Source organism: Burkholderia sp. Z1, assembly GCF_014893795.1.
GTDB classification, from domain to species: Bacteria; Pseudomonadota; Gammaproteobacteria; order Burkholderiales; family Burkholderiaceae; genus Burkholderia; species Burkholderia theae.
In genome coordinates, this window is the sequence record NZ_JACFYL010000001.1 from 873,748 (window position 1) to 894,609 (window position 20,862).

The 20,862-nt window shown below is 70.0% G+C and carries 19 protein-coding genes; 9 read left to right on the top strand and 10 right to left on the bottom strand.

All coding sequences use genetic code 11. From position 1 onward, the window contains the following. Positions 1–51: 51 nt before the first annotated feature. The 5 genes from H3H55_RS04005 to H3H55_RS04025 all read right to left on the bottom strand — a co-directional run bounded on the left by H3H55_RS04005 (position 52) and on the right by H3H55_RS04025 (position 5,385). A complete protein-coding gene (locus H3H55_RS04005; protein ID WP_193097735.1) occupies positions 52–840 on the bottom strand; it encodes a sulfite exporter TauE/SafE family protein in 789 nt (262 codons plus the stop codon). A gap of 292 nt (positions 841–1,132) precedes the next feature. After that, a complete protein-coding gene (locus H3H55_RS04010) occupies positions 1,133–2,572 on the bottom strand; it encodes an MFS transporter (protein WP_193097736.1) in 1,440 nt (479 codons plus the stop codon). 118 nt (positions 2,573–2,690) lie between these two features. Further along, a complete protein-coding gene (locus H3H55_RS04015) occupies positions 2,691–3,422 on the bottom strand; it encodes a DsbA family oxidoreductase (RefSeq protein ID WP_193097737.1) in 732 nt (243 codons plus the stop codon). A gap of 209 nt (positions 3,423–3,631) precedes the next feature. After that, entirely contained in the window at positions 3,632–4,426 is a 795-nt protein-coding gene (locus H3H55_RS04020) for a transcriptional regulator (RefSeq protein WP_193097738.1), read from the bottom strand. Beyond that, a complete protein-coding gene (locus H3H55_RS04025; RefSeq protein ID WP_193097739.1) occupies positions 4,423–5,385 on the bottom strand; it encodes an ornithine cyclodeaminase family protein in 963 nt (320 codons plus the stop codon). Before H3H55_RS04025 ends, H3H55_RS04020 begins: the two co-directional genes overlap by 4 nt. A gap of 380 nt (positions 5,386–5,765) precedes the next feature. Here H3H55_RS04025 and H3H55_RS04030 point away from each other — a divergent pair, with 380 nt between their 5' ends. From H3H55_RS04030 to H3H55_RS04070, 9 genes are all read left to right on the top strand, one after another. Next, a complete protein-coding gene (locus H3H55_RS04030; protein ID WP_193097740.1) occupies positions 5,766–6,545 on the top strand; it encodes an ABC transporter substrate-binding protein in 780 nt (259 codons plus the stop codon). Positions 6,546–6,612: 67 nt separating this feature from the next. Beyond that, positions 6,613–7,857: an NAD(P)/FAD-dependent oxidoreductase gene (locus H3H55_RS04035; protein ID WP_193097741.1), complete on the top strand. Its 1,245-nt coding sequence runs from the start codon at positions 6,613–6,615 to the stop codon at positions 7,855–7,857. A 523-nt stretch (positions 7,858–8,380) separates the two neighbouring features. Beyond that, the gene (locus H3H55_RS04040) at positions 8,381–10,927 is read left to right on the top strand and encodes a beta strand repeat-containing protein (protein WP_193097742.1); all 2,547 of its coding nucleotides are present in this window, start codon (positions 8,381–8,383) and stop codon (positions 10,925–10,927) included. Between the two features lie 284 nt (positions 10,928–11,211). Further along, on the top strand, positions 11,212–11,571 hold the full coding sequence (locus H3H55_RS04045; RefSeq protein WP_193097743.1) for a hypothetical protein: 360 nt from the start codon (positions 11,212–11,214) through the stop codon (positions 11,569–11,571). Between the two features lie 43 nt (positions 11,572–11,614). Continuing rightward, complete coding sequence (locus H3H55_RS04050; protein WP_048242823.1) at positions 11,615–12,130, top strand: sigma-70 family RNA polymerase sigma factor; 516 nt, start codon at positions 11,615–11,617, stop codon at positions 12,128–12,130. Beyond that, positions 12,127–12,909 (top strand): anti-sigma factor family protein, encoded by a 783-nt coding sequence (locus H3H55_RS04055; RefSeq protein ID WP_193097744.1) that lies wholly within the window; start codon positions 12,127–12,129, stop codon positions 12,907–12,909. Before H3H55_RS04050 ends, H3H55_RS04055 begins: the two co-directional genes overlap by 4 nt. A gap of 29 nt (positions 12,910–12,938) precedes the next feature. Next, complete coding sequence (locus tag H3H55_RS04060) at positions 12,939–13,358, top strand: quinol oxidase (RefSeq protein WP_193097745.1); 420 nt, start codon at positions 12,939–12,941, stop codon at positions 13,356–13,358. Continuing rightward, positions 13,355–13,987, top strand: a complete 633-nt coding sequence (locus H3H55_RS04065) for a LolA family protein (RefSeq protein WP_129513858.1) — start codon at positions 13,355–13,357, stop codon at positions 13,985–13,987. The genes H3H55_RS04060 and H3H55_RS04065 overlap by 4 nt, the downstream gene beginning before the upstream one ends. Positions 13,988–14,031: 44 nt before the next feature. Then, a complete protein-coding gene (locus H3H55_RS04070) occupies positions 14,032–14,547 on the top strand; it encodes an SRPBCC family protein (RefSeq protein ID WP_193097746.1) in 516 nt (171 codons plus the stop codon). 36 nt (positions 14,548–14,583) lie between these two features. On the opposite strand, the gene H3H55_RS04075 is transcribed toward H3H55_RS04070, so the two are convergent. The 5 genes from H3H55_RS04075 to H3H55_RS04095 form a co-directional block, all read right to left on the bottom strand. Further along, positions 14,584–15,633 carry an ABC transporter ATP-binding protein gene (locus H3H55_RS04075; RefSeq protein ID WP_193097747.1) on the bottom strand — a complete coding sequence of 350 codons (1,050 nt, stop codon included), beginning with the start codon at positions 15,631–15,633 and terminating at the stop codon, positions 14,584–14,586. 28 nt (positions 15,634–15,661) lie between these two features. Continuing rightward, positions 15,662–17,260, bottom strand: a complete 1,599-nt coding sequence (locus H3H55_RS04080; protein WP_193097748.1) for an ABC transporter permease — start codon at positions 17,258–17,260, stop codon at positions 15,662–15,664. Between the two features lie 2 nt (positions 17,261–17,262). Continuing rightward, positions 17,263–18,297, bottom strand: coding sequence for an iron ABC transporter substrate-binding protein (locus H3H55_RS04085; protein WP_193097749.1), 1,035 nt, complete (start codon positions 18,295–18,297; stop codon positions 17,263–17,265). Positions 18,298–18,389: 92 nt separating this feature from the next. Beyond that, complete coding sequence (efeB, locus tag H3H55_RS04090; RefSeq protein ID WP_193097750.1) at positions 18,390–19,697, bottom strand: iron uptake transporter deferrochelatase/peroxidase subunit; 1,308 nt, start codon at positions 19,695–19,697, stop codon at positions 18,390–18,392. Positions 19,698–19,708: 11 nt separating this feature from the next. Next, positions 19,709–20,842: a hypothetical protein gene (locus H3H55_RS04095; protein ID WP_129513864.1), complete on the bottom strand. Its 1,134-nt coding sequence runs from the start codon at positions 20,840–20,842 to the stop codon at positions 19,709–19,711. Positions 20,843–20,862: the final 20 nt, after the last annotated feature.

The following is a 20,862-nucleotide window of genomic DNA, read 5'->3' on the forward strand; positions in this document are numbered from 1 at the left end:
GCCGGCAGGGAAGGGGCGGGCTAACCGCGCAGGAAACGGCGGCCGGACCGCCTACGCAAGCACGAGCCGCACGCCGACCGCGACGAGCGTCGCGGCGAGCAGGTTGCGCAGCAGCCGCTCGGGCGCGCGCGCCGACAGCAGGCTGCCGAGCACGATGCCGGGCAGCGAGCCGATCAGCAGCGACAGCAGCATCGACCAGTCGACCGAGCCGAGCAGCCAGTGGCCCATGCCCGCGACGAGCGTGAGCGGCACCGCGTGCGCGATGTCGGAGCCGACGATGCGGGTCGTCGCGAGTGCCGGATACAGCAGCAGCAGCACGGTCACGCCGATCGCACCGGCGCCGACCGACGTCATCGACACGAGCACGCCGAGCACGGCGCCAGTCAGCACGGTCGACCACAGCGTGCGCGCGGGGCTCGGCGCGAGCGGGTTGCGCGCGGCGAACGCGGCGAGCTGCGGCCGGAAGATCAGCGCGAGCGACGTGAGCAGCAGCGCGACGCCGAGCACGAGCTGGATCATCCGCGCGGTGCCCGGCGCGTTCATCCCGTGCGTGTGCAGCCACCACAGCGTCAGCGCCGCGGCCGGCACGCTGCCCGCCGCGAGCCGGCCCGTGATGCGCCAGTCGATCGAACCTTTCAGGCCGTGGACCAGCGTGCCGGTGGCCTTGGTCGCGGCCGCGTACAGCAGGTCGGTGCCGACCGCCGTCGCGGGGTGGACGCCGAACAGCAGCACGAGGATCGGCGTCATCAACGAACCGCCGCCGACGCCCGTCAGGCCGACGAGGATGCCGACGAACAGACCGGACAGGGAGTACAGCAGATCGATATGGGGGAGCGACATCGGAAGCAGGCGGTTATGCGGCGTTCGGCGGCGGCGCGTGGGTCAAAGTCCGCCATTGTCGCAAAAGTGGCGGGTTGGTGTACGACTGCGTTAAAAATCGGCCGGGAAGGCCCGTGCGGCGGGCGTCCGGGCGGGTGTGAAACGCGTGTTCGAGCGAGGGCGCGGCCGATGGCGGCGATCGGCCGAAAGGTATGACGAACCGTGAATGCGCGCGGCGCCCGTCATGCGCAAAAAAGGGCGCGACAGTGCGCGCCCGGGTTCGATGCCGGCGACCGGCTTCGTCTGCCGGCGATCAATGCATCGCGGGGCCGACGCCTTCGACCGCGTCTTGCCGCCGGATGCGCAGCGCGAGGCCGATCAGCGCGGCCACGGCGGCGAACGCCGCGCCGAATGCAAACGCCGCGTGGTAGCCGCCGTTCAGCGCGGCGAGCGGTGCGGCCTGCGCGGCCGCGAGCGCGTCGGTGCGGGCGGCCGCGAGGCTCGCGAGCACGGCGAGGCCGAGCGCGCCGCCCATCATGAACGCGGTGTTGACGATCCCCGACGCGAGCCCGGAATCGGCCGGATCGACGTCGTTCATCGCGGCCAGCAGCAGCGGATTGAACGCGACGCCCGCGCCGATGCCGAGCAGCGTCATGCCGGGCAGCACGTGCCAGACGAAGCCGCCGTCGACCGGCGCGCGCGAGAACAGCGCGAGGCCGCAGGCCGCGATCAGCAGGCCGGCCGCGATCGGGCCGCGGATCCCGAAGCGCATCACGATGCGCGCGGACAGCCCGAGCGAGAACGCGGCCATGATCAGGTTCGCCGGCAGGAACGCGAGGCCGACCTGCAGCGGCCCGTAGTCGAGCACGCGCTGCATGTAGAGCGCGGACAGGAAGAACCACGCGAACATCGCGGCCGCCCACAGCACGGCGATCACGTTCGCGAGCGCGACGTTGCGCGCGGCGAACAGCGTGAGCGGCATCAGCGGATGCGCGGTGCGCGACTCGATCGCAATGAACAGCGCGAGCAGCGCGATGGCCGCGCCGAGCAGCGCGACGGTTTGGGTCGACAGCCAGCCGGCTTCGTTGCCGCCGACGATCCCGTAGACCGCCAGCATCAGCGATGCGGTCACGGTGATCGCGCCCGCGACGTCGAGCCGCGCGGCGGCGGCCGGCGCGCGCATGCGCGGCAGCAGCGTGACGCACATCGCATAGACCGCGATGCCGATCGGCAGGTTGACGAGGAAGATCCAGTGCCACGACAGCGAACTCGTCAGCAGCCCGCCGAGCAGCACGCCGATGCTGCCGCCGCCCGCGCAGACGAAGCCGTAGACGCCCATCGCGCGGGCGCGTTCGCTCGGCTCGGTGAAGAGGTTCATGATCAGCGACAGCGAGACGGCAGACACGACTGCGCCGCCGAGCCCCTGCACGGCGCGCGCGGCGATCAGCATCGTCTGCGATTGCGCGAGGCCGCACGCGAGCGACGCGACCGTGAACACGACGAGGCCCGCGAGGAACATGCGCCGCTGGCCGTACAGGTCGCCGAGCCGACCGCCGAGCAGCAGGCAGCCGCCGAACGTCAGCAGGTACGCGTTGACGACCCACACGAGGGCCGTCTCGGTGAAATGGAGGTCGGTGCTGATCGACGGCAGCGCCACGTTCACGATCGTGCTGTCGAGCACGATCATCAGCACGCCGAGGCAGAGCACGATCAGCGCATACCAGCGCTTCTCGCCGTGGATCCCGTGAGTCATGGGCTCGCAGCCTTCCGATAGTTATCTGAAAGGCTGCATTGTAGATGCCGACGGCGCGGGCTTCCTGCCGGTTTGTGGCAGGAGCGTCGCGTAGTCGCGCGTCCGGACATGACGGATGTTACGAGCGCGCCGGCAGTTCGCAGCCGTCGGGGCCACACGCGGCCGCGTCGTTGCCGTCGAGTTCGACGATGCCGTCGCGCCATGCCTGGTCGAGCGCCTGCGCGAATGCGTCGGCCGGCTGCGCGCCCGACACCGCGTAGCGGCCGCCGAACACGAACAGCGGCACGCCGCGCCCGCCGATCTGCTCGGCGCGTGCGATGTCGGCTTCGACTTCGTCGCGGTACGCGTCGCTGCGCAGCACGGCTTCGACGGCCGAGCGCTCGAGCCCGGCTTCGACCGCGAATTCGGTCAGCTCCGCATGATCGAACAGCGAGCCATGCTCGCAGAAATACGCGCGGTACAGCCGCTCGGTCAGCGCATGCGCGCGGCCGGTCGCTTCCGCGAGTTTCACGAGCCGGTGACCGTCGAGCGTGTCGCCGGCGAGCGTGCCGGGCAGGTCGTAGCGCAGCCCGACGCTCGCGGCCGCGTCGGTGATCTGGCGCAGCATCTGGTCGACCTGCGGGGGCGACATCCGGTACTTGCCCGCGAGCATTGCCTCGACCGGCTCGACGGGATGGCCGGGCATCAGCCGGTACGCGCGCAGCGCGACGTCGACGCGGTCGGCGTGCGCGAACGCGGCGAGCGCCTCGTCGAAGCGGCGCTTGCCGATCCAGCACCACGGGCAGATCAGGTCGGACCAGATTTCGACGGTCAGGGTCGGGCGGGTAGTCGGGGCGGGAGCGGTCGTCATGGGCGGTTCCGGGCGGCAAAAAATGTAACCGAGACTATATCATTTTATGCTTCGACGCTTCGTCGTCGCCAGGTCCGCGTGGAACGGGCCCGTGCCGGACGTATCACGAAGCATAGACACGGAAGTCGCGTCCCGATAGCGATGGGCGACGCCGGCCGTTGCCGCGTGCCGCGACGAGGTGGGGCGAAGCGGCCTGCCGGGCCGGCGGCTTACGCGTCGCCTTGCGTTTCCTTCAGGTGCTTGAGGTGCTTGTAGACCGTCGCGCGGCCCATCCCGAGCACGTTCGCCACGTAGTTCGCCGCGCTCTTGCCGCGGAACGCGCCTTCCGCATAAAGCGCCTCGACGAGTTCGCGCCGGTGCTCGCGCGTGAGCCCGTTCAGCCCGACCTGTCGCTCGTGCAGCCAGCCGTGCAGGAACGTGTTGATGCGCTCCTGCCAGTCGTCGCGGAACAGTTCGTCGGGCTGCGCGACGATGCCCGCGCCCTTGATGAACAGGTCGAGCGTCGCGCGCACCTCGTCGAACACCGCGATGTTGAAGTTGATGCACATCATCCCGGCCGGGCGGCCGTCGTCGTCGAACAGCACGTTGCTGACGCAGCGCATCCGCCGGCCGTCCCAGTTCAGCTTCTCGTACGGGCCGATCACGCGCTCGCGCGCGGAATGATCGATTTCCTCGAGCGCGGAATCGTCGCCGACCTCGCGCTTCGACAGGTTGTTCGCGAGATACAGCACGGTCTGGTCGTGCAGGTCGTGGATCACGACTTCCGCGTACGGGAAGAACAGCGCGGCGATACCGTCGGCGATCGGCGCATAGCGGGTGAGCAGCAGGTCTTTGACGGGGGATTTCTTCTTGCGCATCGGTGTCGCCATCTCGAGTGGACGGGAGCCGGGCGGCGCATCGGGCCGGCGTGCCGCTGAGCCTGTGGCCGGCATGCCCGTGCGCCCGCGCGCGGCCGCCGCGGCGGTTGCGCCATTGTATCGGCCCCGCGCTCGCGTGCCGCTCATGCGCGTGTCAGGTGCGTGTACAGCGCGTGCGCGATGGCGATGTCCTCGAGCCCGAGGCCGATCGAGCGAAAGAACGCGTGACGCGTGCGCGACGGCGCCGCGCAGGTGCCGGCGACGAGCGCGGGCAGGTCGCCGACGATCCGCGCGGTGTCCCAGCCGTGATCGGCCGCCGCGATCTGCATCTCGCCGGCGCTCGCGGGCGTCGTGTGCCGGTAGTCGCAGTACACGTCCATGTCGGGCAGCCACGCGGGCGGAATTTCGTGCGCGCGTGCAACGTTCGTGCTGATCGACGTGACGAGCGCGGGGCGCGTGAGCATCCCGTCGCCGAGCACGGGCGTGCCCGACGACGTGCACAGCATCACGACGTCCGCGTCGCGCACGCAGGCCTCGACGCTCGCAGCCGGCCGCACGCGCGGGTCGAGCTGCGCGAGCGTTGCCTGTAGCGCCGCGTCGCCGGCGAGTGCGGGCGAATACACGCGGATCGTCTCCCAGTCGCGCAGCGCCGCCGTGTGCCGCAGGTGCGCGAGGCCGACCGCGCCCGCGCCGACGATCGCGAGATGGCGCGCATCGCGCGGCGCGAGACAGTCGACCGCGAGCGCCGTCGTGCCGGCCGTGCGCTCGACGGTCAGCAGCCCCGCGTCGCACCACATCAGCGGCTGGCCCGTGCGCATCGACATCAGCGCGGTCCACGCGGTGACGATCGGTTTGCCGCCCGTCACGACGTACGGCGACAGCTTCGCGCCGAACACCTGTTCGTCGGCGAGAGCGCCGAGATACGTGATGAAGTCGCCGGCATTTTCGGGAAACAGCGTGAGGGTCTGCGGCGGCTGCACCGCGCGCGCCGCGGCGAGCGACGCGAACATGCGGCGCAGCGTGCCGAGCACGTCGAGCGACGGCAGGGCCGCGCGCACCGCGGCTTTGTCGACGGTCAGCGGCAGGGTCGGGACGGTTTGCGTCATGGGGACATCTCCGGTCGGGGCTGGACGGCACAGTCTCGAAAGACGGCGTCCGGCGGTGTTCGTGATGGACGAAAAGTCTAATATAGACAAACTAAATCGGAAGAATTTTTCTTTTCGAGACTCTGTGCTGTCGCGGATTTTCTGGAAAACACTGGAAAATCAACGGTGTTTTCGGGTGGTCGGCAAAATTCCGACGCGACGCAACGGCGCAAAATTCTCGTATCCCCTATAGTCTAATATAGACTTTGAGTCTATATTTCGCGTGCAGGACACGACGCGTCGCCGTGCGGCGGCCACCTGCCTCGAGTGCCGATCCGGCGCCCGGTCGAGGGCGTCGTGCGACCGATCTCCTCGCCTCAATCCAGAACAGAAGGACCGCCATGAACTGGAAGCTTTCCCTCTGCGCCGTCGCGGCGCTTGCATGCACGGCCGTCGCGGCCCATGCGGAACAGACCACGTTGCGCTTCGGGATCGAAGCCGCCTATCCGCCGTTCGAGAGCAAGACGCCGGCCGGCCAGCTGCAGGGTTTCGACGTCGACATCGGCAACGCGGTGTGCGCGAAGCTGAACATGAAATGCGTGTGGGTCGAGAATTCGTTCGACGGCCTGATTCCGGCGCTGCAGGCGCGCAAGTTCGATGCGATCAACTCGGCGATGAACATCACCGCGAAGCGCAAGCAAAGCATCGACTTCACGCCGGCCATCTACGTGGTGCCGATCGTGATGGTCGCCAAACGCGGCTCGCCGCTGCGACCCGACGTCGCGAGCCTGCGCGGCAAGCACGTCGGCGTGCTGCAGGGCTCGTCGCAGGAGGATTTCCTGAAGGCGCACTGGGCCAATGCGGGCGTGGCCGTCGTCTCGTATCAGGACCAGGACCAGATCTACGCCGATCTCGTCGCGGGGCGTCTCGACGCGGCCGTGCAGGAAGCGCAGACCGCGCAGGACGGTTTCCTCGACAAGCCGGCCGGCCGCGACTACCAGATCGTCGGCGAGCCGCTGAAGGATCCGGCGACGCTCGGCGAGGGCACGGGCTTCGGGATGCGCAAGGGCGACAAGGTGCTGCAGGCGAAGATCGTCGGCGCGCTCGATGCGCTGAAGAAGGACGGTACGCTCGGCGCGCTGTCGCAAAAGTACTTCAAGCGCGACATCGTCGCGAAGTAAGCACGGCCGCGCGCCGGCCGCGGTGCCGGCGCGTGTCGCATCCAATCTCGACGCAGTACGGGGAACCATGGATTTCGACGTCATCGTTCTGGGGGCCGGCATCGTCGGCGTGTCGTCGGCGCTGCATCTGCAGGATCGCGGGCTGCGCGTCGCGCTCGTCGACCGGCGTGCGCCCGGCGAGGAAACGAGCCACGGCAACGCCGGGCTGATCGAGCGCTCGTCGGTCGTGCCGTATGCGTTTCCGCGCCGGCTCGGCACGCTGCTGCGCTATGCGCGCAATCGCTCGGTCGATCTCTATTGGGACTACCGCGCGCTGCCTGCCTATGCGGGATGGCTCGCGCGCTTCTGGCGCGAATCGTCGCCGCAGCGGCTCGCGGCCGCCGCGCGCGACCTGCTGCCGCTCGTCGCGGCGAGCGTCGTCGAGCACGACGCGCTGCTCGCGCGCACTGACGCGCAGCCGCTCGTGCATGACGGCGGATGGATCGAGGCATTCCGGTCGCCCGCGCTGTTCGATGCGGAAACGCGTGCGCAGCAGCGCGTGGCCGCCGCGCGCGGGCTGCGGATGACGGTGCTCGACGCGCGTGCGCTGCGCGAGCGCGAGCCCGGCATCAGCGACGCGTTCTGCGGCGCATTCCACTGGCAGGATCCGAAGACCGTGTCGAGCCCGGGCGGGCTGACGAAGGCTTATGCGCGGCTGTTCGAGCGCGACGGCGGCACGTTCGTGCGGGGCGACGCGACGACGCTCGCGCAGGTGGATGACGGCTGGCGGGTCGGTACCGAGCACGGGCCGATCTCGGCACGCTCGGCCGTGGTCGCGCTCGGGCCCTGGTCCGATCACGTGTTCGCGCCGCTCGGCTACCGGATTCCGCTGCGCGCGAAGCGCGGCTATCACATGCATTACCGGCCGACGCGCACGCCGCTGAACGTGCCCGTGTGCGATACCGAGGAAGGTTTCGTCGTCGCGCCGATGGAGGGCGGCCGCCTGCGGCTCACGACCGGCGTCGAGATCGCGTTGCGCGGCGCGCCGCCGACCGGCGTGCAACTCGCCCGTGCCGAACCGCTGGCGCGCGACGCGTTCGGCATCGGCGAGCGGCTCGATCCCGAGCCGTGGCTCGGGATGCGGCCGTGCACGCCCGACATGCGTCCGGTGATCGGGCCCGCGTCGCGCCATCGGCATCTGTGGTTCGCGTTCGGCCATTGCCATCACGGGCTGACGCTCGGCCCCGCGACCGGGCGCCTGCTTGCCGAAATGATGACGGGCGCGCCGACCTATATCGATCCCCATCCGTATCGGCCCGCGCGCTTCGGTTGAACCTGCCGCGCGGCGATGCGGCCCCGGTTGCCGTCGCCGCGCGCACCGCTTGCAATGCGGCTGTCACAGTTTTTCGTTCGGCTGTCCGTATTGTCGAATGCCACGCGATCGGAAATGATCTGCGTAATCGGCAAGAAAGAAATCGCGGAATAAAGAAAATAAGCCAATTCGCGATTTATCAATGCATTTTCATATCGCTGAAATGCGCAATGCGTAGCCGGCGCAGACGAGGTGCCGCACCGTCGCGACCGGACGTTCCGGCGTGACGCGGAATGTACCGGAACACGTTACCACGGGGCTCGCAAACGTTACGTTACATCCGCGTTCCGTCAGCCTTTTTCATCAGATGATTCGGACTCCGCAACCGTCTGCAACCCGCTTGTTTCGCCTGAAATCAATAAAAAAGGCGTTATTGGGTGGAAATGGACAGACGAATGGATCCGCTTTTTTGAATTGGCACGCTTCGTGCAATCCGTCCCCATGCTTTATCAACGTAGTGCCAACCGAGATGGGGTGAATAAGGATGGGACAAAATCTTAAATTGACGGGTGTGGCGCTGTCGGTCGCGACGGTGTTCGGGGTACTGGCTTCGGGTTCCGCGATGGCGGGGGCCCTCGATTCGCTGCCGATCCCGCAAGTGATCGTCAATCCGCCGACGAACAGCGTGTCGGTCGGGCTGGTCGCGACGGGCACGTCGCCGCTGGGCTCGGTGACCGTGGCGGCGGGCGGGGCAGGCGCGATCCAGACGTCGCTCGGCGATCCAGGCCAGGTGCTGTCCGGCGCCGTGGGGGCGGTGACGGGTGCACTCGGCGGTGGCGGCGGCACGGTGACGCCGCTCGCGCCGGTACAGGGTGTGCTGAACCAGGTGACGGGTGCGCTTAGCGGCGGCAATCCGGCCGGTGCACTGACTGGCGCATTGAATACGGCGACCGGCGCGTTGAGCAACGCACTCGGTACCGCAACGGGCGCACTGGGCGGTATCGGCGGCGGCTCGAATCCTCTGGCGCCGGTCCAAGGCGTGGTGAATCAGGTGACGGGCGCGCTCGGTAGCGGCAACCCGGCAGGCGCGTTGACCGGTGCACTTGGCACGGTGACCGGTGCGCTGGGCGGTATCGGTGGCGGTTCGAACCCGCTGGCGCCGGTCCAAGGCGTGGTGAATCAGGTGACGGGCGCGCTTGGTGGCGGCAACCCGGCAGGCGCATTGACCGGTGCACTCGGCACGGTGACCGGTGCGCTGGGCGGTATCGGCGGTGGGGCGAACCCGCTGGCGCCGGTGCAAGGTGTGGTGAATCAGGTGACAGGCGCGCTCAGCGGCGGCAATCCGGCCGGTGCACTGACTGGCGCATTGAATACGGCGACCGGCGCGTTGAGCAACGCACTCGGTACCGCAACGGGCGCATTGGGCGGTATCGGCGGCGGCGCGAACCCGCTGGCGCCGGTGCAAGGTGTCGTGAATCAGGTCACGGGCGCGCTGAGCGGCGGCAACCCGGCCGGTGCACTGACCGGCGCGCTGAACACGGCGACGGGGGCGCTGAGCAGCGCACTCGGCTCCGCAACGGGCGCACTGGGCGGCATCGGCGGCGGCTCGAACCCGCTGGCGCCGGTACAAGGTGTCGTGAATCAGGTCACGGGCGCACTCGGTGGCGGCAACCCGGCAGGCGCACTGACCGGCGCACTCGGCACGGTAACGGGTGCACTGGGCGGCATCGGTGGCGGCTCGAACCCGCTCGCGCCGGTCCAGGGTGTGGTGAACCAAGTCGCGGGCGCCCTCGGTGGCGGCAACCCGGCAGGCGCACTGACTGGCGCACTCGGCACGGTGACGGGCGCGCTGGGCAACATCGGTGGCGGCTCGAACCCGCTGGCGCCGGTCCAAGGCGTGGTGAACCAAGTCACGGGCGCCCTCGGCAGCGGCAACCCCGCCGGCGCACTGACCGGCGCACTCGGCACGGTAACGGGCGCACTGGGCAACATCGGCGGCGGTTCGAACCCGATCGCGCCGATCCAGAGCGTCGTCGACCAGGTCACGGGCACGCTCGGCAGCGGCAACCCGGCCGGCGCGCTGAGCAACGCGGTCAACACGATCACGGGCACGCTCGGCAACGTCGGCGGTGCAGGAAGCCCGCTCGCACCGGTGCAAGGCGTCGTCACGCAGCTCGCGGGCACGCTCGGCGACGGCAATCCGGCAGGCGCACTGACGAACGCGCTGAACTCGGTGACGGGTGCGCTCAGCGGCGCGAACCCGCTGGCGCCGGTGCAAGGCGTCGTGAACCAGGTCGTCGGCACGCTGTCCGGCGCCGGCGGTGGCAGCCCGATCACGCCGATCACGAACCTCGTCAACGGCTTGCAGAACGCGCTGCCGACGGGCGGCAACGCGGCCGGCGCGCTGACCGGTGCACTTGGCTCGGTGACGGGCGCACTCGGCAACCTCGGCGGGTCGAATCCGCTGGCGCCGGTGCAGGGCGTCTTGAACCAGGTCGTCGGCACGCTCGGCAGCAGCAACGCGGTCGGCACGGCCACGAACGCACTGGGCAACGCGGTCGGCTCCGTGGTGGGCGCGCTCGGCGGGCTGGGCGGCACGAACCCGCTGGCACCGGTGCAAGGCGTCGTGAACCAGGTCGTCGGTACGCTGTCGGGCGCGGCGGGCAACAACCCGATCGCACCGATCACGAACCTCGTGAACGGCCTGACGGGCGGCGGCAACCCGGCCGGCGCACTGACCGGCGCGCTCGGTTCGGTGACGGGCGCACTCGCGAACGGTCCGGCGGCCCTCGGGCAGGCGGCCGGCGCGTTGACGGGCGCGGCCGGTTCGACGGCGGCGGCCGGCGGCAGCCTGCTCGGTTCGGGCGCGAACGCGGCCGGCGGCACGGCGGGCGCGGTTGGCTCGCTGCTGACGACGGGCGCGAACGCAACGGCGACGGTCGTCAATGCGGTCGGCACGACGGTGGGCACGGCGCTCGGCTCCGCGCCGGGCCTGTCGGTCACGCCGCATTCGGGCAGCAGCTCGCCGAGCAACCCACTCGCACCGGTGACGTCGCTGCTCCAGTCGCTGACGGGCGCACTGCCGAAGTAACCTGCCTGATTGCCCGGCGGCGCCGTCTCGGCCGCCGGGCAATACGGGGCGCGCAACGCGGCATGACAGGAATGTCATGCCGCGTTGTCTTTTGATGTCCCGCTTTCTTTCGTCGCACGAATGGCCGCTGCCGACCCGCGCCGGACGGCATGGAATAACCGGCCGCCTCCGTCCGTTTACATACCGAATCCCGGCACGGCCGCCCGGCGGGATAATGATCGCGACGAAGCCGATCGTCCCGTCCGGTGCCGCCGTGCCGCGAGGCCACGTCAAGGAGAACGGCAATGAAACGGATGCTCCTCGCCGCCGCGCTGACAGCGGCGATCGTGCGGCCGGCGGCCGCGGACCCGCCCCAGGTCGGCGACGGGAAACTGGTCGACGAAGCGCACATGACGTTGTACGTGTTCGATCGCGACGCGCCTGGCAAGAGCGCGTGCGACAGCGCCTGCGCGGCCAACTGGCCGCCCGCGCTCGCCGACCCGTACGACAAGGCATCGGGCGCGCTGAGTCTCGTCGCGCGCGACGATGGCAAGAAGCAATGGGCGTATCGCGGGCGCCCGCTGTATCGCTGGAAGATGGATCACAAGGCCGGCGACACGGGCGGCGACGGGATCGGCGGCATGTGGCACGTCGCGCGTCCATGATGGCGCGACGGTGTGATGGCGCGGCAACGCGCGAGGCATCCTGATGAGCTACGAATCGGATCTGCTGGTGTGGCTGCCGCATCTCACGCGCTATGCGCGTGCGCTGACGGGCGACCGGGCCTGGGCGGACGATCTCGTGCAGGACACGCTCGAGCGTGCGCTGAACCGGCCGCCGCGCGATGGCGGCAACCTGCGCGCGTGGCTGCTGACGCTGCTGCGGCATCGCTTCATCGACCAGTTGCGTGCGCGGCACGAGATCGCGGTCGACGACGCGACGGCGCCGTGGCAGACGATGGCCGCGCCGGCCGGCGAGATCGGCGGGCTGGTGCTGCGCGATGTGCAGCGCGCGCTGTACCGGCTACCGGTCGAGCAGCGCGAGGTGCTGCTGCTGGTCGCGCTCGAAGAGTTGAGCTATCGCGACGCCGCGCAGGTGCTCGGCGTGCCGGTGGGCACCGTGATGTCGCGGCTCGCGCGGGCGCGCGGGCAGATGCGCGCACTGCTGTCGGACGAGCCGTCGGCGCACGGCACGGCCGCGTTACGGGTGATCGGGAAAACATGATGGACGATTCGCACAAGCCTTCGAACGAGCGGGACGACGATGCGTCGGCACAACTGCTGTCCGCGTTGCTGGACGGCGAGCTGTCCGGGCACGAACACCGCGTGGTGCTCGAGCGCCTGCAATCCGATCCGGAGGAGGCGGAACGATTCGCGCATTACCGGGCGCAGCGCGACGCGCTGCAGGCGCTGTTTCCGCTGCCGAGCGCCGCGTCCGCGCTGTTCGTGCAGCGTCGCGCGTCGCGCCGGCGCGGGTTCGCGTATGCATTCGCGGGGCTGGCGGCCGGGCTGCTGATCGGCGTCGCGCTGCACGCGGGCTGGACGGCGTTCGGCAGCGCACCGGCGTTTGCCGCGCGCGCGGATGTCGCGTATGCGGTGTACGCAGCCGATCGCGAGCATCCGGTCGAGGTCGGCGCGGGCAATCCCGAACGTCTCGCCGCGTGGCTGTCGGCGCGTGTCGGGCGACCCGTGCGCGCCCCGTCGCTCGACGAATACGGCTACGCGCTGCTGGGCGGCCGCTTGCTCCCCGGCGAAGCGGGGCCGGCCGCGCAACTGATGTACCAGCGCGCGGACGGCGAGCGCGTGACGCTGTACGTGACCGCGTACGACACGCGGCACCTCGCGCCGCAGGCGATGTCGGCCGACGGCCGCTACACGTATTTCTGGTCGGATCGCGGCATGGGCTACGCATTGTCCGGCCGCGGCGACGAACGACGCCTGCGCGAGCTCGCGATCGAAGCGTGCGGCGCGCTCGGCGGTTCGACCGACGCGTGGAAGGGATGACGCGCGCGGCGCCGGCAGGGAGCCAGACAATGAAGACGACGATGGCAAAGGGGCTGGTGCTCGCGGCGCTCGTGACGGGCGCCGCGTTTGCGCGGGCGGACGGCGACACGCCGGTGCGCGTGCCGGTTGACGCCGACGGCGTGCAGCGGGTGGCGATCGTCGGTGGCAGCTATTTCTTCCATCCGAACCACGTGATCGTGCGGGCGCACATGCCGGTCGAGCTGACCGTATCGGCGGAGCGCGGCCTGGTGCCGCACAGCTTCGAAATCGATGCGCCGCAGGCCGGCATCGCGGTGCACACCGAACTGACCACGACACCGAAGACCTTTCGCTTCACGCCGACGCAAGCGGGCCGGTTCGCCTACTATTGCACGCATCGGCTGCTGTTTTTCAGTAGCCATCGCGAGCGCGGGATGGAAGGCGTGCTCGACGTCGAGGCGGCGCCGTGATCGCCGCGTTGCTGGCCGCGAGCCTGATAGGAGCGAGCATGACAGCCGATCCCGTGACCGTCGCGCAGACGCATTTCGACCACGTCCGCTCGTACCGCGCGACGATCCGCTCGTCGGCGCGGGGCGGCGAGCACACCGAATTCCGCTATGCGTACCTGAAACCGGGTTTCGTCCGGATGGATTTCGTGTCGCCGCATCACGGCGCGGTGCTCGCGTACGATCCCGGCGAAGGCAAGGTGCGGCTGCGCCCGTTCGGCGCACACGCGCCGCCCGCGCTGACGCTGTCGCCGTCCAATCCGCTCGTGCGCGACCGCAGCGGCCACCGGGTCGACCGGTCGGACGTCGGCGAACTGCTGCGCAACGTTCATGCGCTGCAGCAAGGCGGCGCGACGGTGACCGAAGGCGAGGAGGCCGTCGGCGGCCGGACCGCGCTGCGCGTGTCGGTCACGGGCGCTCCCGCGCACGTGGTCGACGGCGTGCATCGCTACCGGCTGTGGCTGGACACCGAGGACGGCTTTCCGCTGAAGGTCGTCAGCTTCGCGGACGATGACGATGTGCCGCTCGAAACGGTGACGCTTGACGATGTCGAGATCGACGTCGCGTTTCCCGAGCGCTTCTTCGCGCCCTGACCGGCGCCCTGATCCAAGCCCCTGACGGGCACGCCGGAGGCTGCATGGCGGAATACCGGTTCTCGACGACCTGGCGCGTGGACGCGCCGCTCGCGGCGGTCTGGGATGCGATCTACCAGGTCGACCGCTGGCCCGACTGGTGGAAGGGCGCTGTGCGCACCGTGGAGATCGAGGAGGGCGACGCGCGCGGCATCGGCGCATTGCACCGATATACGTGGAAGGGCGCGCTGCCGTACCGGCTGACCTTCGACATGCGCGTGCGCCGCGTCGAGCCGCCGCATGCGCTCGAAGGCCGCGCGAGCGGCGCGATCGAAGGCAACGGATGCTGGTCGTTTGCCGGCGACGGCGCGTGCACCGTCGTGCGCTACGACTGGCACATCCGCACGCACGTGCGCTGGATGAACTGGCTGGAGCCGCTCGCGCGGCCGCTGTTCCGATGGAATCACGATGTCGTGATGCGCGAAGGTGCGAAGGGTCTCGCGCGGCTGCTGGGCGCGGCGGTCGAGACGGAGGGCCGGACGTTCCGGCCGCTGTCGGGCGCGGGCTGCGCCGACGCGTGATGACGCGTGACCGCGTGTGACGACGATCCGCGCCGCTCAGCGCGCGTACGCCATCACCGCGCCGTCCACCACCAGTGCCACGCGTTCGCCGACGGCCGGACACCGGTGTCCCGGCACGCGTACCCGCACGAGCACGTCGCTGTCGGCATCGAGGCGCGCGAGCACGTCGGCGTCCTGACCCGCGAACTGCGCGGCTTCGACGCGCGCCGTATGGCCGCGCGCCGCGTCGACCTGCGCGACCGGCACGATGCCGATCTGCTCGGGGCGCAGCATCGCGTCGGCCGGCCCGTCGGGTAGCGGTGCGACGAGGGGCAGCTCGCCGAGCGCGCACGCAATGCGCGCGTTATGCACACGGCCCGCGAGCAGCACGGCCTGACCGACGAACGACGCGACGTCGCGCGTCACCGGCTGCCGGTACAGCATCTGTGGCGCGGCTGTCTGCACGAGCCGGCCTTGCCACATCACCGCCACTTCGTCGCCGAGCGTCATCGCCTCGGGCTGGTCGTGCGTGACGAGCACCGACGTTGCGCCCGCCGCGGCGAGCGCGTCCGCGACCGCGCTGCGCGTTTCGTGCCGCAGCGACGTATCGAGCGCGGAAAACGGTTCGTCGAGGATCACGAGCGACGGCTCGGGGGCCAGCGCGCGCGCGAGTGCAACGCGCTGCTGCTGCCCGCCGGACAGTTGCTGCGGCGCACGGCTCGCATACGACGCGGGTAGGCCGACCATCTCGAGCAGTTCGTCGACGCGATGATGGCGCCGCCGCGCCGCGCGCGGCAGCCCGAACGCGATGTTGTCGGCCACCGACAGATGCGGAAACAGCGCGCCTTCCTGCGGCACGTAACCGATCCGCCGCTGTTCGGGCGGCAGATGCACGTCGGGCGCGGCCACGCGGCGCCCGTCGATCTCGACGGTGCCGCGCTCGGCACGCTCGAAGCCGCACAGCACGCGCAGCAGCGTCGTCTTGCCGCTGCCGGACGGGCCGAGCAGCGCGAGCCGCGAGCCGCGCCGCACCGTGAGATCGATGTCGTGCAGGACGGTATGCGATCCGAACGATTTGGACAGGCCGTGAATGCGTAATTCGCTCATGAGCGGTTCCGGAGAAAAAGGGCGGCGCTCAGTCGCGCACCGACGCGCGGCCGAGCAGCAGGAACAGCAGTCCCGAAGCGCCCAGCGACAGCGCGACGAGCAGCGCCGCATAAGGCGCCGCGGCCGCGAACGCGAGCGTCGCCGTATCGCTCCACACCTGCGTCGCGAGCGTGCGGGTGCCGATCGGCGACAGCAGCAGCGTCGCGTTGAGTTCCGTCACAACCGAGATGAACACCATCGTCGCGGCTGCGCCGAGGCCGGGCGCCGCGAGCGGCAGCACAACGCGCGTGAGCGTCGCGCGCCAGCCGAGGCCGAGCGAGCGTGCGGTTTCCTCGAGCCGGACCTGCACGTGCGACAGCGCCGCACGCACGCTGACGACCGCGAGCGGCAGGAACAGGATCGCGTATGCGCCGACGAGCGCCGGCGCGCTTTGATAGAGCGGCTGCAGCAGCCGCACCGTGATCGACACGATCGCGAGCGCGACGACGATGCCCGGCACGCCCTGCACGGTCATCGCCGTGCGTTCGAGGAGCGTCGCGACGCGGCCCGGATAACGGACCAGCAGGAACGCGAGCGGCAGCGCGAGCAGCGTCGTGACGGCCGCCGCCGCGAGGCCGTAGCCGCTCGACGCGAGCGTGGTCTGCAACAGCAGCTCGGGCGACACGTCGGCCGGCGTGACGGCGGCCGCGCCCTGTTGCGTGAGCCAGTAGCCGATCATCGCGAGCGGCACGCCGAGCGTCGCGGCCGCGAGCGCGGCGAACGCGACGGCGACCGGGCCGCGAAGATACCCGAGCGGATAACGCATCGCGACGCGGCGTGCGGCGCGGTGCGTATGGCCGTAGCGCGCATGGCCGCGCGCACGCGCCTCGATCGCGAGGCACAGCAGGCACAGCGCGATCAGCACGCAGCCGAGCAACGATGCGCCGCCGCCGTCGAACGCGGTGCGGTATTCCGCGAAGATCTCGGTGGTGAAGGTACGAAAGCGCAGCAGCTGGAACGCGCCGAACTCCGACAGCACGCCGAGCGCGACGAGGAGCATCCCGCCGCACAGCGCGGGGCGCAACTGCGGCAGCACGACGCGAAAGAAGGTATGCCACGGCGAGCAGCCGAGCGTGCGCGCGCTTTCTTCGAGCGCGGGATCGAGCTCGCGCAGCGCGGCGGCCACCGGCAGATAGACGAGCGGAAAGTACGCGGACGTCAGCACGATCAGCGCGCCGAGGAAATCCTGCAGGTCGAGGCTCAGCGACACCCACGCATAGCTCGTGATGAACGGCGGCACCGCGAGCGGCGCGGCGGCGAGTGCGGCCCACAGCGGCCGGGCCGGCAGGTCCGTGCGCTCGATGAACCACGCGACCGCGGTGCCGAGCAGCGTGCACGCGACGGTCGCGGCGAGCGTGATCGACAGCGTGTTGACGAGCAGTTCGCCGACGAGCGGCCGCCACAGCAGCTCGATCGCATCGTCGAAGCCGAAGGTTGCCGCGCGGTACAGCGTGAAGCCGAGCGGCAGCAGGATCAACAGCGGCCCGCACGCGGCCGCGGCGACGAGCGCGCGCGACGGGCGCCGCCGCGTCGCGGTGCGTTCGCCGTCGTGCACGGCGCGCGCCGTGCGGGACACGGCGTCGCTCACGGTCAGAGCAGGCCGGCCTGGCGCAGCAGCTTGCCGGCCTGGCTGTCGTCGCCGAGCTGTTCGAACGTCAGCGCCGGCGGGCTCAGTTCGTTGAACGGCTTCAGGATCGGGTCGGGTGCGACGCCCGGGTGCAGCGGATATTCGAAGCTGATGTGACCGCCCGCCATCAGTTTCTGCGCGCGCTCGCTGACGAGATAGTCGACGAACTTCTGCGCGTCGGCCTGGTGCTTCGACGCCTTCAGCACCGCGGCACCCGACACGTTTACGGCCGCGCCCACGTCGTGATTGCCGAAGTGGTGGATCGCGCTCTTCGTCGACTTGTCGCCGAGCTCGGCGTGCAGGCGGTCCCAGTAGTAGTTGTTGATGATGCCGGTCAGCACGCCGCCGCGGTTCACGGCCGCCGTCACGCCTTCGTCGTCGTCGAAGATCTGCGCGTTGGTCTTCAGGCCCTTCAGCCATTGCAGCGTCGCGGCTTCGCCGTGCAGTGCGAGCACCGCGCTCACGAGCGGCAGGAAGTCCGCATCGCTCGGCGCGACGCCGACCTTGCCTTTCCATTCCGGCTTCGCGAGATCGAGCAGCGACGCGGGCAGTTGCTGCGGCTGGAGTTTCGCGGTGTTGTAGACGAGCACGTTCTCGCGCGCGAGCACGCCGACCCAGTTGCCGTCGGCCGGGTTGAAGCGCGCGGGCACCGCTTGCAGTGCGGCGCCGTCGACCTTCCCGAGCAGGCCCTTGCGGTCGAGCAGCACGAGTTCGGGCGAGTTCTCGGTGAAGTACACGTCGGCCGGCGTGCGATCGCCTTCCGCGACGATCTGCGCGGCGAGCGCCGGGCCTTCGCCCGAGCGCACCTTCACGGTGATGCCGCTCTGCGCTTCGAAGTCCTTGACGAGCTGGTTGACGACTTGCTCGTGCTGCGCGTTGTACAGCGTGAGCGTCGCGGCATGCGCGTGCGAGACGTGCAGCGCGCCGGTCAGCATGAGCGCGGCGGCGGCCGCGGAGATCAGGTGCCGCAGCGGGCGGCTAACGGGTGAAGTGTTCATGTCGTCGTCGTGAGTTGCATCCGGGCGGCCCGGAAAAATGAGTGCGTTGCGTGTCGTTGCGTGTCGTTGCGTGTCGTTGCGTCGTCGTGTCGTTACGCTTCGAACAGCGCGGCGCCGATATACGAACCGGGTTGCGCGCCCGGCGGACACGCGAAGATCGCGCTGCCGACGTGCGTGGTGAACTGGTTCATGATGTCCAGCTTCGCGAGCTTCTCGTTGATCGGAATGAAGCCCTTGCGCGGGTCGCGCTGGTGCGCGACGAACATCAGCCCCGCGTCGTACTCGGTCTGCTGGCGCCACGGCGGCCAGCGCTCGATGTAGAAGTTCGCGCTGTCGTTGTACGAATACGCGCGACGCAGGATCTGCGCGCCGTTGTTCAGTTGCGGCGATGCGAGACGCGCGTGCGCGTTGTCGGGGATCACCGAATTGCCGTCCTTGTCGACCGCGTCGAGGTCGAGCGCTTCGAATTCCTGCTTGCCGCCGAGCGGCGCGCCGCTGTACTTCTTGCGGCCGAACACCTGCTCCTGGAAACCGAGCTCGGTGTTGTCCCAGTGTTCGAGCGTGATGCGGATGCGGCGCACGACCGTGTAGGTGCCGCCGTTCATCCACGCCGGGCCTTCGCTGCCGGCCCACACGAACTCGTTCATCGCGGCCGGGTCGTCGCGCGACGGGTTCATCGTGCCGTCCTTGAAGCCCATCAGGTTGCGCGGCGTCTCGCCCGGCTTGCCGGACGTGAAGCCGGCCTGGCCCCAGCGCATCTGCACGGCCTTGCCGCCGAGGCGCACGAGCTGGCGCACCGCGTGGAACGCGACCTGTGCGTCGTTCGCGCACGCCTGAATGAACAGGTCGCCACCCGTCTTCTCCGGAATCAGCTGGTCGCCGTTGAAGCGCGGCAGGTCGACAAGCGCGGCCGGGCGCTGCTTCGCGAGGCCGTAGCGGTCCTTGCCCGCAACGGCGAACAGGCCGGGCCCGAAGCCGAACGTGATCGTCAGCCGCGACGGGCCGATGCCGAGCGCGTCGCCCGAGTCGGCCGGTGCGACGTCGTCGCCGCCGGTCGCCGGCAGCGGCTGCGCGGTGTCGCCGCGCGTCAGGCGTGCGGCCGCGTCGGTCCACGTCTTCAGCAACGCAATCACGTCCGCGCGCTTGTCGGTTGCGAGGTCGAGCGCCGCGAAATACGCGTTGCGCTGCTGCGGCGTCGTGATGCCGCTCTGGTGCTTGCCGTAGAACGGCTCGAGGTCGTTGTCGTGCGCGTGCGCATCCGGCGCGGCCGGGGTGGCTGCATCGGCCGCGTGTGCGGCCGGCATCGCGCCCGCTGCGAGGCCCGCGGCCACCGCCGCGCCGCCGGCTTTCAGGAAGCCGCGGCGCGCGGGGCGCGACGGCGGGTTCAGATCGTCTGCCATGGTCGGCTCCGTTACTTCGCGAGCATCAGCGTGTTGACGTCGTCCTGGACGTAATAGAAACCGTCGCCGGCCGGCGTCATCGCGATCCCGAACAGGTCGCCGTTACCGGGCGGCGATTGCGCCTTGTCGGTGTCGATCCAGCGTGCATAGAGCTGCTTGCCGGCGACCGGATCGATCTCGACGACCTGGCCGTTCAGCGCGTTGGTCGCGAGCAGATGGCCGTTCGGCGCGGTCGCGAGCGCGAGCGGGCGGCGCAGGAAGCCGTCGGCCGTGACCTGGCGGCCGACACCCGCGCTCGTGTCGCGCGTGAGCGGATCGTCGATCTCGACGACCCGGTTGCCGATCGCGTCCGACACGTACAGCTTCTTCTGGTCGCCCGACAGTGCGAGGCCCGTCGGGCCGACGAGGAACACGCCCTTGTCGGCCTGCGCGCCGAGGCCGCTCGCGACGACCGTTTCCTGCTTGATCGCGGGCGGCTTGCCGGCGGGCACGTCGAGGTCGAGACGCAGCACGGTCGCCTGCTTGTAGACGGGCGGGTTGCCGTCCGCGCCGCCGACGCCGAAGCCGGCCATGCTGACGAACAGCGTCGCGCTGTCGCCGCGGTCGACCACGGCCATGTTGCCCCACGGGTCGTTGATGTTCGGGCTCGACCACGTCGAGGCGACCTTGCCTTGCGGATCGAGCACGATCAGGCAGCCGGCGCCCTTCGTCGACGTCGTGCCGTCGTTGCTCGGCGTGCTGCCGACGATCACCCAGCCCGACTTCAGCATCGTCATCGCGGTCGACAGGCCGACGCCGCCCGGGCATGCCTTCAGGTCGCGCGGAATCGTCGCGAACAGGCTCATCTGCTTGGTCGACGGGCGGTAGTTGACGATCGTGCTGCCGGTGCCTTGCAGGTTCGCCGCGTTGTTGAAGTTGTCGACGAGCACGTCGCCTTCCTGGATCGTGCCGGCCGACACCGGCGCGACCGCGATCGCGTACGGGTTCTGGTCGCCGTTGTCGGGCACCGTGTTGACGAGCAGCGAGTGGCGATGGAGTGTCTCGAGGAAGCCTTGCGGCTCGGCGAACGCGCCGGCGGCGGCCGTCAGCGCGACGGCGGCCAGTGCGCCCGTCGCGAGGCGGCGAAGCGGGGCGGATTGATTCATCTGGGTCTCTCCTGGGGGAC